Below are 16,009 nucleotides of genomic sequence, written 5' to 3' on the forward strand. Positions count from 1 at the left end.
GCATACGAGATTTCTGCCTGTCTCGTGGGCTCGGAGATGTGTATAAGAGACAGCCCCCACGCCGCGCGAGAGAGGCTCTTCCATGCTGCACACCCCGTACAGCACTCCCCCACCTTCCGCCCGGCGGCGGCCGCCCGCGGCGCAGGCCCGGCTGGCCGCCCTCGTCGGGTTCGTCCTGGTCATGGCACTGGCGCTGGTGGCGGCGCCGCGGATCGCGCACGCCGCCGACCCGGTCCTGCTCTCGCAGGGCAAGCCCGCGACCGCGTCCTCCGCTGAGAACGCCGGCACCCCGGCCTCCGCGGCGGTCGACGGCGACGACGGCACCCGCTGGTCCAGCGGCTTCGCCGACCCGCAGTGGATCCAGGTCGACCTCGGCTCCAGCCAGGCGGTCGGCCGGGTCGACCTGCACTGGGAGACGGCCTACGCCAAGGCCTTCCAGATCCAGACCTCGGCCGACGGCGCGAACTGGACGAACATCTACTCCACCACCACCGCGACGGGCGGCAACCAGTCGCTGACGGTGACCGGCGCCGGCCGCTACGTCCGGGTGTACGGGACCCAGCGCGCCACGCAGTACGGCTACTCGCTGTGGGAGTTCCAGGTCTACGGCGGCACCTCGGGCGGCACCGGCGGCACCACCGGCGGGGGCGGCACCACCCCGGGCGCGTGCGGCAACTCCGGCGCGGCCACCGGCAAGCCGGCCACCGCCTCCTCCACGCAGGACGGCGGCACCTTCCCGGCGTCGGCGGCCTTCGACGGCAACACCGGCACCCGCTGGTCCTCGGCGGCGGCCGACCCGCAGTGGATCCAGGTCGACCTCGGCTCGGCGCAGGACGTGTGCGGGGTGACGCTCAACTGGGAGGCCGCGTACGGCACGGCGTACCAGATCCAGACGTCCGCCGACGGCACCAACTGGAGCACCGCCTACTCCACCACGGCGGGCAAGGGCGGCGTGGAGACGCACGACTTCACCGCGCACACCCGCTACGTGCGGGTCTACGGCACGCAGCGCGCCACGCAGTGGGGCTACTCGCTGTGGGAGGTGCAGGTCCTCTCGCCCGGCGGCGGGGAGACCGAGCCTCCGGGCGGCGGCACAGGCGGTGACGGCGGCAACGGCGTCTGCCCGTGGGTGGGTTCGACCGCGCCGGTCGCCGACCGGGTGGCGCAGGTGCTGTCGCACATGACGCAGGCGCAGAAGCTGACGATGCTGCACGGCAACGGCCAGGCGTACCCGTACATCGGGAACACCGACGCGATCGCCTCGCTGTGCATCCCGGCGATGGGCTACCACGACGGGCCGAGCGGGGTGGGCGACGGCTTCGGCGGGGTGACGCAGCTGCCGTCCGCGGTGTCGTCAGCGGCGACCTGGGACACCGCGCTGCAGAAGCAGTACGGCACGGTGGCCGGCAACGAGTTCGCGGGCAAGGGCGTGGACGTGGCGCTCGGCCCGACGATGAACATCGTGCGCGACCCGCGCTGGGGCCGGGCCTTCGAGACGTACAGCGAGGACCCGTACCTGAGCGCCCAGATGGCGACCGCGAGCATCCAGGGCATGCAGAGCCAGGGCGTGATGGCGCAGGCCAAGCACGTCGCGGTCTACAACCAGGAGACCAACCGCAACGGGCCGGCCGACAACGCGGTCGTCGACCAGCGCACGCTGCACGAGATCTACCTGCCGGCCTTCCAGGCGGCGGTGAGCAAGGGCGCGTCGGCGTCGGTGATGTGCGCCTACTCGACCGTCAACGGCGTGTACGCGTGCCAGAACGCCGACCTGCTGAAGAAGGGCCTCTACCAGGAGGCGGGCTTCAACGGCTTCGTCACCAGCGACTGGGGCGGCGCGCACTCGACCGTCGACGCGGCCAACAACGGCATGACGGTGGAGATGCCGGGCGGCTACTTCTACGCCGACTTCCTGGCGCAGGCGCTGGCCAACGGGCAGGTCGGCCAGGCGACGCTGGACACCATGGTCACCCGGGTGCTGACGCAGATGTTCGCCTTCGGCGTCTTCGAGAAGCACAAGACCGGCAACCGCGACTCGGTCGTGACGAGTGCGGCGCACCAGACCACCGCGCGGCAGGTCGCCGAGCAGGGTTCGGTGCTGCTGAAGAACGACGGCAACGTGCTGCCGCTGTCGGGCGCCAACGCCGGCTCGATCGCGGTGATCGGCCCGGACGGCGGGGCGGGCGTGCGCAGCGTCGGCGGCGGCAGCGCCACCTCGACCAGCTCGGGCACGGTCGCACCGATCGACGCGATCAGGAAGCGGGCCGGCACGGGCGCGTCGGTGACGTACAACGACGGCACGGACGTCACCGCGGCCGTGAGCGCGGCGCGAGCGGCGAGCGTGGCGGTCGTGTGCGTGGGCTACGGCGAGAACGAGGGCGCCGACCAGGCGAACATCGACCTGCCGAACAACCAGAACGCGCTGGTGCAGCAGGTCGCCGCGGCCAACCCGAACACGATCGTGGTCCTCAACACCGGCTCCGCGGTCACCATGCCGTGGCTGGGCCAGGTCAGGGGCGTCGTCGAGGAGTGGTACGCGGGCCAGGAGGTCGGCAACTCGCTGGCGGCGCTGCTCTTCGGCGACGTCAACCCGTCCGGCAAGCTGCCGGTGACCTTCCCCGCCTCACTGAACGACGTGCCGGCGCACACCGCGGCGCAGTGGCCGGGGCAGGGCAACGTGCAGTACAGCGAGGGGCTGAAGGTCGGCTACCGGTGGTACGACGCGCAGAACATCGCGCCGCTCTTCCCGTTCGGCTTCGGCCTGTCCTACACCTCGTTCGCCTTCTCGGGGCTCCAGGTGGGCGCGCTGGACGGCAGCGGCAACGCGACGGTCGGCGCGACCGTCACCAACACCGGCAGCCGGGCGGGCGCCGAGATCGCCCAGCTCTACGTCGGCGACCCGGCCTCGACGGGCGAGCCCGCCAAGCAGCTCAAGGGCTTCCAGCGGGTGGACCTGCAGCCGGGGGCGAGCGCGAAGGTGACGTTCACGGTGAGCGCGCACGACCTGGCGTACTGGAACACCTCGTCGTCGTCCTGGACGACGGCGGCGGGCGGTTACCAGATCATGGTCGGCGACTCGTCGCGGAACCTGCCGCTGACGGGCACGCTGAACGTGGCGACCGCGATGAGCGCGAAGACGGTCGACGCGGCGGCCACCGCCGAGGCGTCGGTGACCGTGGCCAGCCCGGCGGGCATGAGCGGCCCGGCGGGCACCGCGGTACGGCTGCCGGTCACGGCGGCCTCCTCCACGGGCGCGGCGCTGACCTTCAGCGCGGCGGGCCTGCCGGCCGGGCTGTCGATCGGGAGGGACGGCGTGATCTCCGGGACGCCGGCCACGAAGGGCACCAGCACGGTGAGCGTGACGGCCTCGGACGGCAGGGGCGCGGCGGACACCGCGACCTTCGTCTGGACGGTCACCTGAGCCGCTGAGACCGGCCGGGGCCCGTCGCCGGGCCCCGGCCGGTTGTGAAGATCCGGCGTACGTGCCGCACGACTCCGCCTCCCCATGGGTGAAACCGATTCCCCGTGGGGAGGTAGATGTACATGACAAGGCGGAGCCGGGTGGGCTCAGCGGCCGAACCACACGGTCGTGACGTTGCAGAACTCGCGGATGCCGTGCCCGGACAGCTCGCGCCCGTAGCCGGAGCGCTTGACGCCACCGAACGGGAAGGCCGGGTGCGAGGCCGTCATGCCGTTGAAGAAGACCCCGCCGGCCTCCACTTCCCGCGCGAAGCGGCGCTGTTCGCCCTCGTCGCGCGTCCAGACGTTGGAACTGAGCCCGAACGGCGTGTCGTTGGCCAGCGCCACGGCAGCGTCCAGGTCGGGCACCCGGTAGAGCGTCGCGACGGGTCCGAAGGCCTCCTCGCGGTGGATGCGCATCAGGTCCGTCACCCCGGCCAGCACGGTCGGCTCGTAGAACCAGCCGTCCGGCTGCGCCTCGGGGCGGCGGGCCCCGCACAGCGCCTCGGCGCCCCGGTCGAGCGCGTCGCCGACCAGCTCCTCCAGGTCGGTGCGGCCCTGCTCGGTGGCCAGCGGGCCGACGTCGGTGGACAGGCTCGTCGGGTCGCCGACCCGCAGCGCGCTCATGGCGCGGGTGAAACGCTCGGCGAAGCGGTCGTGGACGTCGGCGTGCACGATGAAGCGCTTGGCGGCGATGCAGGACTGGCCGTTGTTCTGCACCCGGGCGGTGACCGCGACCTCGACGGCGCGGTCCACGTCGGCGGACGGCATGACCACGAAGGGGTCGCTGCCGCCCAGCTCCAGCACCGTCTTCTTGACCTCGTCGCCCGCCACCGAGGCGACCGCGCGCCCGGCGCCCTCGCTGCCGGTGAGGGTCGCGGCGGCCACCCGCGGGTCGCGCAGGACCGCCTCGATCGCGCCCGAGCCGACCAGCAGCGTCTGGAAGCAGCCGGCCGGGAAGCCCGCGCGATGGAAGAGGTCGCCGAGGTACAGGGCCGTCTGCGGGACGTTGGAAGCGTGCTTGAGCAGCCCGGTGTTGCCCGCCATGAGCGCGGGCGCGGCGAACCTGACCACCTGCCAGAGCGGGAAATTCCACGGCATCACCGCGAGGACGACGCCGAGCGGCCGGTAGCGGACGTACGCGCGGCTCCCGCCGCTGTCGGCGACGTCCGCGGGGTCCGGGTGCTCGTCGGCGAGCAGCGCCTCGGCGTGCCCGGCGTACCAGCGCATCGCCTTGGCGCACTTGGCCGCCTCGGCGCGGGCGGCGGCCAGCGTCTTGCCCATCTCCAGCGTCATGGTGTGCGCGATCTCGTCCTGCTCCTTGTCGAGCAGGTCCGCCGCCGCGCCCAGCAGGGCGGCCCGGTGGGCGAAGCTTGTCGTCCGCCACTCCCGGAAGGTGTCGTACGCGGCGGCGATCCGCTGCTCGACCCCGTCCGCGTCGAGCGCGTCGAAGGTACGGACCGTCTCCCCGGTGGCGGGGTTCACGGTGGCGATCGGCATGCTGCTCCTCCTCCTGCCGCGGGCCTGACCGGGCGGGCGCGCCGAACCTGCGCCCGCCAGGCGCGGGTACCCGCGCGGGAGCGGTCCATGCGGCGGTGCCGCCATCCTTCCCGCCGCCGCCGCCCGCCACTCCCGGGCGGCGGCCGACGGCACCCGCCCGGCGCAACCGGGCGGCCCGCCGGTCGCCCGTCCGGGTGAACCGCACGCCGTCTCCCGGCGGCGGCGGGGACCCGACCGGCAGCGTTCATTCCCTGGTAACGCGCGCCACATCAGCCACCGCATCTACGCGCGCAGAATTTCTCCCGCACTCCCCACCCACCGCCCCCCACCTGGAGGTTGACGGATGCCCGGCACACGTAACCCGCACTCGCGCCGTAGGGCCGCGCTCGCCGCGACCGCGCTCCTGGGCGCCGCCGCCCTGGCCGCGGCCGGCGTCGCGACCGGCAGCGCGCAGGCCGCACCGAACGCCGCGGCGGGCACGGTTCTGCCCGCCGCGGCGAGCACGCACCGGGTGCTGTTCGACAACACCAAGGCCGAGACGGCCGGCAACGCCGACTGGATCATCAGCACCAGCCAGCCCGACCCGCTCGGCCAGAACGGCGCGCCCAGCAAGGAGACCGACTGGACCGGCGCGCTCTCCTCGTGGGGCGTGGCCCTGCAGAAGGCCGGCGGCTACAGCCTCGCGACCCTGCCGTCCGGCCGCACCATCACCTACGGCGACACCTCCAACGCGCAGGACCTGGGCAACTTCGACACCTTCGTGCTGCCCGAGCCCAACGTGAAGCTCACCGCCGCGGAGAAGACCGCGGTCATGAACTTCGTCAAGAACGGCGGCGGGCTGTTCCTGATCTCCGACCACAACAACAGCGACCGCAACAACGACGGCTGCGACTCGCCGTGCGTGATCAGCGACCTGCTGGCGAACAACGGCGTCGACAACACCGACCCGTTCGGCTTCACCGTCGACAAGCTCGACATCAGCACCGACAACCCGCGGGCGGTCAGCAGCGCCTCCGACCCGGTGCTGCACGGCCCGTTCGGCACGGTGACCGGCAGCATCCTGCGCGACGGCACCACCTTCACGCTCAGCACGTCCGACAACCCCGCGGTCAAGGGCCTGCTCTACCGGACCGGCTACTCCGGCAGCACCGGCGCCTTCTTCGCCACCAGCACCTTCGGCAGCGGCCGGGTGGCGATCTGGGGCGACAGCTCCCCCGTCGACGACGGCACCGGCCAGTCCGGCAACACCCTCTACGACGGCTGGAACGACCCGGCGGGGACCGACGCGGCGCTCGCGCTCAACGCCACGGCGTGGCTGTCCGGTTCCGGAAGCACCACGACCACCCCGCCGACGACCCCGCCGACGACTCCCCCGACCAGCGGCGGCACCTGCACCTCCCGTCAGCTGCTGGCCAACCCCGGTTTCGAGTCGGGCAGTTCGTCGTGGACGGCCACCAGCGGCGTGATCAACAACGACAGCGGCGAGGCGGCGCACAGCGGCTCGTACAAGGCCTGGCTCGACGGCTACGGCACCGCGACCACCGACACGCTCTCCCAGTCGGCCGCCATCCCGGCCGGCTGCTCCGCGCAGTTCAGCTTCTACCTGCACATCGACACCGACGAGACCGGCAGCACCGCGTACGACACGCTCAAGGCGCAGGTCCTCAACTCCTCGGGCACGGTGCTGAGCACGCTCGCGACGTACACCAACGTGCAAGCGGCGTCCGGCTTCACGCAGCACTCCTTCGACCTGAGCGGCTACGCGGGCCAGACGGTCACGGTGAAGTTCACCGGGACCGAGGGCAGCAAGCTCCAGACGTCCTTCGTCATCGACGACACCGCGCTCACCGTGAGCTGAGCCGGTCACGCTCCACCCGCCGCCCGGACGGTGTCAGCCGCCGTCCGGGCGGTGGCCGTCCCCGGTGTCCCGGTCCTCGGTGCCGCTCTCCGCGGGGCCGAACTCGCACCACACCGCCTTGCCGTCGCCGCGCGGCTCGACGCCCCAGCGGACGGACAGCGCGTCGATCATCAGCAGCCCGCGACCGGACGTCGCCGCCTCGCCCGGCGAGCGGCGGCGCGGCCAGGTGCTGGAGCGGTCCTGCACCGTCAGCCGGATCCGGCGGACCGGCTCCGGCAGCACCTCCAGCGTCAGCACCGCGCCGCCCTCGGTGTGCAGCAGGACGTTCACCAGCAGCTCGCCGGCCGCCAGCTCGACGTCGTCGGCCAGGTCCGTCATCCGCCACCCGGCGAGCGTCTGGCGCAGCGCCCCGCGCGCCTCGGCCAGCCCCTCCGGGTCGGCCTGGTGGACGTAGGAGTGCATCCGCGGGGCCAGGCCCGTACCGGGGTCGGGGTCGCGGCGGACCACGAGCAGCGCCACGTCGTCCTGCGACCCCCAGCGCTCCCACAGGTTGCCGGCGAGGTGGTCGGCGAGGTCGTCGGCGTCCTGCGGCCCGTCCCGTACGGCCTCGGCCAGCACGTCCATGCCGACCGTGATCTCCTGGCCGCGCTCCTCGACCAGCCCGTCGGTGCAGAACACCAGCGTCTCGCCGGGGACCAGGTCGAGCCTGGTCTCGGGGAATTCGTGCATGTCCATGGTGGTGGCCACGCCCAGCGGCAGGCCGCCGCGCACGTTGGGCCAGCCCGTGCGGCCGTCGGTGTGACGTATCAGCGGGCCGAGGTGCCCGGCGCGCACCGCGCGCACGGCGCCGGTGGTGAGGTCCAGCTCGGCGTAGCTGCAGGTCGCGAAGCGCTCGGTGTCCAGCTCGGCGAGGAAGCGGGAGGCGCGGGCCAGCACCGTCGCGGGGGCGTGGCCCTCGGCGGCGTACGCGCGCAGCGCGATCCGCAGCTGGCCCATGACGGCGGCGGCGTGCGTGTCGTGGCCCTGGACGTCGCCGACGACCAGGCCGACGCGGTTCTGCGGCAGCGCCACCACGTCGTACCAGTCGCCGCCGACCTCCCGGCCGCGGGACGCCGCGTGGTAGCGGACCGCGATGCCGACGCCGTCGAAGCGCGGGATGTCGCGCGGCAGCATCGAGGACTGCAGCCCGGTGGCGAACTCCCGCTCGCGGTCGAAGAGCATCGCGCGCTGCAGGGACTGCGCCACGATCGCGGCGAGCGACGCGTACAGCTCGCGGTCGTCGTGGCCGAACTCCCGCTCCTCCCGGTAGAACAGCCCCAGGGCGCCGATGGAGCGGCCCTGCGCGATGAGCGGCAGGAACGCCGCGGAGGCCATGCCGGAGGCGGCGAAGTACGCCTTCCCGGCCGGGAAGCGCTCGGCCAGCTTGTCCAGGGACGTCGCGAAGCGCGAGCGCATGGTCATCACCACGTCGTCCAGCGGCAGCGACCCGTCCGAACGCCGCACGGCCAGTTCGCCGGCCCACGGGTGCGGCCCGCTGGTGGACCCCAGGACCCGCAGGTTGCCGCCCTCGACGAGGGCCAGCAGCATCGCGTCGGCGCCGAACCGCTCCAGGCCGCCCGCGCCGGTGACGACGGCGGTCACGTCCTGGACCGTCACCGCGCGCGACAGCGCCTCGGTGGTCAGCCGCACGACCGGGGCGAGGCTCTGCCGCATGCCGTCCGGCGCCCGGCTCGCGGGCATCTCGGTCGCCTGCACGTCGGGGGTCTGCGCCAGCTCGTCGGTGGCGTCCCGGACGATGCCGACGATGCGGTAGGCGTTGCCGCGGCCGTTCCGCAGGATCGTGCCCTGGGTGTGCGTCCACTGCTTGGCGCCGTCCCGCCGGGTGATCTGGAAGTAGCCGCCGTAACTGCGCAGGCCGGACTGCAGCGCGCGGCGCAGCGCGTAGTCCACCCGGGCGCCCTCCTCGGGCGCGATGCGCAGGACGAGCGACTCGGGGCGCCCGTCGAACTCGCCGGGCCGCAGGTCGAAGACCTCCAGGCCGACCTCGTCCAGCTCGAAGACCCCGCGGTCCAGGTCCCAGTCGAAGCTGCCCATGCCGTTCAGGGCCAGCCGCTCCCCCAGGCCGATCTCCGAGTCGGGGGGGCGGTCCGCCTCGGCAACGGGTCCGACCCGGGGGTCGTACCCACTGCGGGCCGGCGGTTTGCTCGCGCTCACTCACTCTCCGGGAGCTCGGTATCTGCGATGCTGGACCTCAGCTGTCCATTATGCCCTGAATGCCGGGTTCGAGTCGGCGCCAGGAAGGCGAGGGACACCAGACCCGGCGGGGCGCCCAGGCTGGCAGGGGGCTCGACCGCGGGGAAGCAGTCGACCAGCGCGTCGAAGACGCGGTACGCGCTCGCCGCGTCACCCGCCGTGATCACCACGTGCACCAGGCCAGGCTCCCGCAGGCACTCCCAGTCCTCCCGCAACTTTCCGCTCCTCTCACCGGGGTCCGTTCGCCGGGAGGACCGCCACGGCGGGAGCGAAGTTGCAGCCGGGGGCGCGGTTCACCCCCACGAGAGCGCGCGCGGGGCGCACGAGGGGGCGCGCGGGATACGTGCCCCAGGGCACGGGCGGCATGGGCGCGCGGGGGCCGGGTACGCGAAGGGCGACCGGAACGCGATCCACGGAGCTGAGCTTGCGATGACCACACCGTTTCCCGACACCTATCCGCCGGTGCCGGTGCCGCCCGAGGAACCGGTGCCGGGCCCGGACCCGACGCCGACACCCGAGCCGACCCCGGTCCCGGGACCCGTACCGACGCCCCCGTCGCCGACACCTCCGGCGCCCGTACCGCCGACACCCGAGCCGACCCCGAAGCCGGGTCCGCCGCCGATCGACTGACCTGCGCGGCGGCACTCCGGAAAGCCGGGCCGGAAATCCGGGAATGCCCCGCCGCACCCCCGGCGTGTCGTACATGAAATCGAACATGGTACCCATTCGGGTGACCTTCGAAAATACGCTCGACCATTCATCATTCAGGTCGATAATCCGCATGTATCGCGAGCATGACATCTCATAACACCGCAGGTGAGCGGTGCCGTGCCCGCGAACGCGCCCGGATGCCCACCCCGCCCCTGCCGATCATCTCCGCAGGACGGTCACAATTCCTCCGCGCGGTGATCCACCATGGGTCCCGGAAACACGGCCGGAAAAGTGCCGTTGCGAGTGGGAGTACGCCGAGGGGAATCGGCGGCTGCCGGGGGAGAAATTCATGGGCAGAAGTGTGCGTGCCGCGGCGGTCGCGACCGCCGCGGCACTGGTCGGCCTGGCCGTCGCACCCTCGGCCGCGCGGGCCGCGGCCGTCACCCCGCGGGTGGACCTGCGGGTGCTGGTGGTGGACGACGGGGGGCCGGCCACCGCGGCGGTCACGGCGGAGCTGGACAGCGCGGGGACCCCGTACACCACGGTGGACCTCGCGGCGCCGGGGCGGCCGGTGATCACCGCGGGCTTCCTGAGCGACACCGTCGCGGGGCGGCCGCGGGCGAAGTTCCAGGCCGTGGTGCTGCCGAACGAGAACCCGTTCGGCGCCGGCTCGGCGGAGATGGCGGCGCTGGCCGCGTACGAGTCGGCGTACGGCATCCGGCAGGTGGACGCCTACACGTACGCGTCGCCCGCTGTCGGGCTGGACTACGCGCAGAACGGCGGCTTCATCGGGCAACTCGACGGCGTCCAGGGGCAGGTGACCGCGCAGGGCGCGGCCGGCGACTTCGGCTACCTCGGGGGGGCGGTGCCCTTCGAGGACAACGACCCCTACCAGGCGGAGAGTTACGGCTACCTGGCCGCGCCGCTGGCCGAGCAGGCCGCGGGCGCGTCCTTCACGACGCTGGTGGACGCGCCCGCCCCCGGCAGCGCCCGGCGCGGAGTGCTGGTCGGGCAGTACACCCACGAGGGGCGCAGCGAACTGGTGCTCCCGTTCGTCTACAACCAGTACCAGCAGCAGTTCCGGCTGCTGGCGCGGGGCATCGTGGAGTGGATGACGCAGGGCGTTCACCTCGGCGCCGACCGCAACTACTTCGAGGTGCAGGTCGACGACGTCTTCCTGGCCGACGACCGGTGGGACGCCGCGCTCAACTGCACACCGGGCGACGTCGACTGCCCGATCGGCACCGGCGCGGACGACGACCCGATCCGGATGACCGCGGACGACGCCGCCTACGCGAAGCAGTGGTCGGCGGCGCACGGCTTCACCTTCGACTTCGTCTTCAACGGTGGCGGCAGCGAGGACTGGAAGTCCGACCACGGCACGGGCACCGACCCGCTCGCGACCCGGCTGCTGGCCGACAGGAACTCCTACCGCTGGGTCAACCACACCTATCTGCACCCCTTCCTGGGTTGCGTCCAGGACGTGACCGTGGTGCCCTGGCGCTGCGCGACGGCCGCGGGCGGCGCCACCCGGTGGGTGAGCAGGGCCGACATCACCGCCGCCGTCCAGGACAACCGCACGTGGGCCTCCTCCCACGGGCTGTCCATGGACGACACCGAGCTGGTGACGGGCGAGCACTCCGGCCTGAAGGTGCTGCCGCAGCAGCCCGCCGACAACCCGAACCTCGCCCCGGCGCTCACCTCACTCGGCGTGAAGTACCTCGCGAGCGACAACTCCCGCGAGCCCGGCCAGCGGACGGTGGGCCCCGCAGTCACGGTGCCGCGCTTCCCGATGAACGTCTTCTACAACGCCGGCACGGCGCAGGAGGAGACCGACGAGTACAACTGGATCTACACCGGCGCCGCCCAGGGCGGCAGCGGCGCGTGCGCCACGTCCGGCAACTCCACCTGCCTGCCTGCCCCGCTGGACCCCGCGACCGGCTACGCCTCGTACATCGTGCCGCTGGAGGCGCGCATCGACCTGGGGCACGTGCTGGGCAACAACCCGCGCCCGCACTTCATCCACCAGTCCAACCTCGCCGAGGGCCGCATCGCCTACCCGGTGCTGGAGCGCGTCCTCGGCGACTACGCGGGCCTGTTCGCCGCGAACACCCCGGCGGTGAACCTGCGCACCGCGGACATCGCCACCGAGCTGCAGCGCAGGGCCGCGTGGAGCGCGGCGTGGAAGGGCGGCAAGGTGACCGCCTACCGGATCGGCGGCACCGTCACCGTGAGCGCGCCCTCCGGGGTGGAGGCCGACGCGACGATGCCGGCCGGCACCCGGCAGTCCCAGCTGCTGGGCTCCACCGCCTTCGGCACCGCGTACGCGGGCGGTACGTCCGGCTGGGCCCGGCCGGGGCTACTCCAGGCCGCGGTGACGCTGGCGCTGCCCGCGGGCGACGTGCCCGCCGCCGCTCCGGCCGCCGCGCCGCACACCCCCGCCCCCCGGCTCGCCGCCCCGGCCGGGCGGCTGCCGGTGCCGCGCGGCGTCGCGGACGCGGTGCCCGCGGGCCCGGGGGACAGCGCCCGCGGCTGAAGGACAGGGCGGGTGCGCACGGATCCGCGTCCCGGGCGCACCCGCCCGCCCGTACGGCCTGACGCCCACAGGTCCCGAAGCTCGCACGTCCCGAAGCTCGCACGCCCCGGCAACGCCACGTCCCGACGCCCCTATGCCGCTCGGCCCGCGCACCGGCGCCCGTACCGGCTGCCGGTGCCGCCCGCGGCCCGGCGCCCCCGCACCGCACCGGCCTTGCGCCCCGGCCCGTACCGACACGGCCCGTACCGACCCGTCCAGGGGGACACCACGTCATGCACGCAACTTCCGGCCCGCCCGCGGCGCGTCTCGCGCACGTGACGCTGCTGACCGAGGGAACGTACCCGCACAGCCCGGGCGGAGTGAGCGTCTGGTGCGACCAACTGGTCCGCGCGATGCCCGACGTCGACTTCCGCGTCACCGCCGTCACCGCCACAGGTGGCGAGCAGACCGCCTGGGAACTGCCCCCCAACGTCACGGCGGTGGACGAGCTCGCGGTGTGGGGCGACGCCCCCGCCGGGCGCGAGCCGCGCGGGCGCGACCGGCGCGCGCTGCTCGCCGCGTGGGAGCGGCTGCTGACCGCGCTGCTCGCCGAGGGCAGCGGCGACGACGAGCTGTTCGGGCCCGCGCTGTACGAACTCGGCGGGTGGGCAGCGGCGGGCACGCTGTCGGCGGGGCTGCGCTCCGAGGCGGCGGTACGCACCCTGGCCCGGCTGTGGCGGCGGCCCGGTACGGACGCCGCGGCCGCCCGGCCCAGCCAGTACGACGCCCTGACCGGCACCGACCTGCTGGAGCACGCGCTGCGCCCGCTCGCCGCCGCCCCGCCGACCGGGGTGGCGCACGCGGTCAGCGGCGGGCTCGCGACGCTGCCCGGCCTGCTCGCCCACCACCGCGACGGAGTGCCCCTGCTGCTCACCGAGCACGGCGTCTACCAGCGCGAGCGCTACCTCGGGCACCGCACCGGGCCCTACCGCTGGCCGGTCAAGTCGCTGCTGCTGCACTTCTACCGGCTGCTCGCCCGCGAGGCCTACCGGCACAGCGCGCTCGTCACCCCCGGCAACCGGTACAACCGGCGCTGGGAGGAGCACGGGGGCGCGGCCCCGGACCGCATCCGCACGGTCTACAACGGCGTCGACCCCGCGGCCTTCCCGGTCGCCGGGCCCGAGCCGCAGGTGCCGACGCTCAGCTGGGCCGGCCGGATCGACCCGATCAAGGACCTGGAGACGCTGATCCGCGCGTTCGCACTGGTCCGCGAGGAGATACCCGAGGCGCGGCTGCGCGTCTTCGGCGGCACGCCGCGCGGCGGCGAGGACTACCGGGCGCGCTGCGAGGACCTCGCGCGGGAGCTGGGCGCGGGCGCCGCGGTGAGCTTCGAGGGCCGTGTCGAGGACATCCGCACCGCCTACGCCGCCGGGCAGGTGGTGATGCTCTCCAGCATCAGCGAGGGCTTCCCCTTCACCCTCATCGAGGCGATGTCCTGCGGGCGCTGCACCGTCTCGACGGACGTCGGCGGGGTGCGTGAGGCGGTCGGCGACACCGGCCTGGTCGTACCGCCGCGCGACCCCGCCGCGATGGCGCTCGCCGCCCTGGCCCTGCTGCGCGACCCGGCCCGGCGCGCCGCGCTCGGCGAGGCGGCGCGGACCCGGGTCATCGACCGCTTCACCCTGCGCCGGACCGTGGAGTCCTTCCGGGCCATCTACGCGGACCTGTCCGCCGCCGAGCCGCGGTCGGCCCGCGCCTGCGCCGGTGTGACCTGGCTGCCGCGCCTGTGGCGCCCGGCCGCCGCTGCCGCGGCGGAGGGCACCGCGTGAGCGGGGCCGTGCGGCTGGGCGCGGGCGGGGTCCAGGACGGGGTGGCGCGGCTGCGCAGCGGGCCCGGGTGGGCGGCGCTCGACCCGGACGCCGAGGTCGCGGAACTCGCCGCACGCCTCGGCGACGGCTGCGCGGGCGCCGCGCACGCCGAGGAGATCGCCGCGCTGCTGGAGTCCGAGGGGCTGACGGACGAGCAGATCACCGGGCGCTACCGGCACCGCGACCTCTTCTCCCTCGCCGAGGCGCTCTTCGCGCGGGTGCCGCGCGCCCACCCCGAGCCGGAGCCCGCGCCCGACCCGTGGCGCACCGGTCTGCTGCGCTGCGTGCTGCGCGGTCTGACCTTCGCGCTGCCCGGCGTCGCCTACCTGCTCGGTGCCCGCTGGGCGGGCGGGCCCGCGGGCCCCTTCGGGGTGACCGCGGCGGTCGCGGGCTGGGCCGCGGCGGCGCTGGTCGGCTGGGGCTGGAACCAGGCCCTCGCGCACCGCGCCGGGCTGCTGCTGCTCGCCCGCCGCCCGCGCGACGCCGCCCGCTGCCTGCTCGCGGGCGGGGCGCTCGGGGTCCTGCCCGCCGCGGCGGCCGCCCTCGTCCTGACCGGCACCGCCCGCCCGGCCGCGCCGCTCTTCGCGCTCGGCCAGGCGCTGTACACGGCGGCAGCCACCGCCCTGCTGGTCCTGGGCCGCGAGCGCCTCCTGCTCCAGGTCCTCGCACCGCTCGTCCCGGCCGCCGCCCTCGGCACCGCCGACCTCCCCTCCGCCGTACCGGCCGCCCTGCTCTCCGCGACGGTCGCGGCGGCGGTGGCGGCGGCCGTACGGGCAGGACTGCGCGCCGGGGACGGGAGCGAGCCCCGGCGCCGGGGCGCCGCGGGAGCGCGGGCGATGCGGCTCCCGCGGCGGCCGGGCGCGGCCCCGCGCAGCACACCTGCACCCAGCGGCGAATCCCGACCCCGGGCCGCAGACAGCACGAAGGCACGGGCGAGGTGGCTCCCGTGGCGCCAGGGCGCGGCCCCGCACGGCGCCCCTGGGCCCGCACGGCAGCCCGGCGGCGAGCCGGTCCGGCCCGCGGCGGACACCGGCCGCGACGGGGCCGCGGACACCGCCGTCCGCGGCGGCCACCGCCTCCGGCGCCTGCGCCGCGCACTCCGGCCGGGGGGCGGTACGCCCCGTCGTGCAGGGAGCGGTGGCCGCGCCGACTGCCAAGGGGGCGCCGCCGACCGGCACCGTACGCCCGCCGCGCGCCTCCCCCGGCGGCCGCGCCGCAGCGCGGCGCGCCCGAGCGGGCTCGCGCGGTGGCTCCGCGCGGACGGGCCGGCAGCCGCGGACGGCCGGTCCGCCCTCGCGGGCGGCGGACGCGTCGCCCGCCTGTTCCGCCCGGCCCGGCAGGGGGAGGCCGCGCCCGTCCCGCTGGGGCGGTCCGTGCCGCTCGGGGTCGGGGGGCTGGCCGCCGGGGTGCTCGTGGTGGGGGCGGCGCTCACCGGGGAGCTGGTGGGGGCGCTCACCGTGAGCATGGGGGTGGCCGAGTGGCTGCTCTTCCGCTTCCGCAGCCGCTGCCTGGACGCGCTGCGGGCGACCGGGGTGGCCGAGCGGCTGCTCGCCAGGTCGTGGCGGGTGCTGGCGCGCTGCCTGGGCGGTTACGCGGGCGCGCTCGCGCTGCTCGCGGGCGTCGAGTCCGCGGTGCTGCCGGGGTCGGCCGCGTGGGACGCGCCGCACCTGGGGGTCCTGCTGGCGCTGGGCTGCGCGCTGTGGCTGGCCCTGCTGCTCCAGTCCTGCGGGCGGCCGTGGACGTCCGCCGCCGCCCTGTCGGCGGCCGCCGCGACCGCATTGGCGCTGTCGGCCGCGCACATCGGCACTCCAGGCACCGCGTTCGGCCTGTCGAGCGCAGGCGCCGCGGCCGTCCTGCTCGCCGCCGCCACCACGGTCACCGCGCGCGTGACCACCCACCGCTGAC

At 74.8% G+C, this 16,009-nt stretch carries 8 protein-coding genes; 5 read left to right on the forward strand and 3 right to left on the reverse strand.

Annotated elements, in window-relative coordinates:
* Nucleotides 1–82: 82 nt before the first annotated feature.
* Nucleotides 83–3,421 (forward strand): glycoside hydrolase family 3 C-terminal domain-containing protein, encoded by a 3,339-nt coding sequence (locus IH54_RS0116725; RefSeq protein ID WP_078862272.1) that lies wholly within the window; start codon nucleotides 83–85, stop codon nucleotides 3,419–3,421.
* Between the two features lie 146 nt (nucleotides 3,422–3,567).
* Here the strand turns inward: IH54_RS0116725 and IH54_RS0116730 are convergent, their stop codons facing one another.
* Nucleotides 3,568–4,959 carry an NADP-dependent succinic semialdehyde dehydrogenase gene (locus IH54_RS0116730; protein ID WP_031517516.1) on the reverse strand — a complete coding sequence of 464 codons (1,392 nt, stop codon included), beginning with the start codon at nucleotides 4,957–4,959 and terminating at the stop codon, nucleotides 3,568–3,570.
* Nucleotides 4,960–5,302: 343 nt separating this feature from the next.
* Here IH54_RS0116730 and IH54_RS0116735 point away from each other — a divergent pair, with 343 nt between their 5' ends.
* A complete protein-coding gene (locus IH54_RS0116735) occupies nucleotides 5,303–6,817 on the forward strand; it encodes a hypothetical protein (protein WP_031517517.1) in 1,515 nt (504 codons plus the stop codon).
* A 33-nt stretch (nucleotides 6,818–6,850) separates the two neighbouring features.
* On the opposite strand, the gene IH54_RS0116740 is transcribed toward IH54_RS0116735, so the two are convergent.
* Together IH54_RS0116740 and IH54_RS0116745 are read right to left on the reverse strand one after the other, a co-directional pair.
* Nucleotides 6,851–9,031 carry a SpoIIE family protein phosphatase gene (locus IH54_RS0116740; protein WP_052397538.1) on the reverse strand — a complete coding sequence of 727 codons (2,181 nt, stop codon included), beginning with the start codon at nucleotides 9,029–9,031 and terminating at the stop codon, nucleotides 6,851–6,853.
* A complete protein-coding gene (locus tag IH54_RS0116745; RefSeq protein WP_031517520.1) occupies nucleotides 9,028–9,285 on the reverse strand; it encodes a hypothetical protein in 258 nt (85 codons plus the stop codon). The genes IH54_RS0116740 and IH54_RS0116745 overlap by 4 nt, the downstream gene beginning before the upstream one ends.
* 785 nt (nucleotides 9,286–10,070) lie before the next feature.
* Here IH54_RS0116745 and IH54_RS0116750 point away from each other — a divergent pair.
* From IH54_RS0116750 to IH54_RS47710, 3 genes are all read left to right on the forward strand, one after another.
* The gene (locus IH54_RS0116750; protein ID WP_031517521.1) at nucleotides 10,071–12,257 is read left to right on the forward strand and encodes a hypothetical protein; all 2,187 of its coding nucleotides are present in this window, start codon (nucleotides 10,071–10,073) and stop codon (nucleotides 12,255–12,257) included.
* A 272-nt stretch (nucleotides 12,258–12,529) separates the two neighbouring features.
* The gene (gene pelF, locus IH54_RS0116755) at nucleotides 12,530–14,065 is read left to right on the forward strand and encodes a GT4 family glycosyltransferase PelF (protein ID WP_078862274.1); all 1,536 of its coding nucleotides are present in this window, start codon (nucleotides 12,530–12,532) and stop codon (nucleotides 14,063–14,065) included.
* Nucleotides 14,062–16,008 carry a hypothetical protein gene (locus tag IH54_RS47710; protein WP_159011895.1) on the forward strand — a complete coding sequence of 649 codons (1,947 nt, stop codon included), beginning with the start codon at nucleotides 14,062–14,064 and terminating at the stop codon, nucleotides 16,006–16,008. Before pelF ends, IH54_RS47710 begins: the two co-directional genes overlap by 4 nt.
* Nucleotide 16,009: the final 1 nt, after the last annotated feature.

It is taken from the genome of Streptomyces sp. NRRL F-5123, from assembly GCF_000721495.1.
Lineage (GTDB): Bacteria > Actinomycetota > Actinomycetes > Streptomycetales > Streptomycetaceae > Actinacidiphila.

What these genes read in the sequence shown, in the direction of transcription:
- IH54_RS0116725 (WP_078862272.1), top strand. Translation starts at nt 83, where the DNA reads ATGCTGCACACCCCGTACAGCACTCCCCCACCTTCCGCCCGGCGGCGG.
- IH54_RS0116730 (WP_031517516.1), bottom strand. Translation starts at nt 4,959, where the DNA reads ATGCCGATCGCCACCGTGAACCCCGCCACCGGGGAGACGGTCCGTACC.
- IH54_RS0116735 (WP_031517517.1), top strand. Translation starts at nt 5,303, where the DNA reads ATGCCCGGCACACGTAACCCGCACTCGCGCCGTAGGGCCGCGCTCGCC.
- IH54_RS0116750 (WP_031517521.1), top strand. Translation starts at nt 10,071, where the DNA reads ATGGGCAGAAGTGTGCGTGCCGCGGCGGTCGCGACCGCCGCGGCACTG.
- pelF (WP_078862274.1), top strand. Translation starts at nt 12,530, where the DNA reads ATGCACGCAACTTCCGGCCCGCCCGCGGCGCGTCTCGCGCACGTGACG.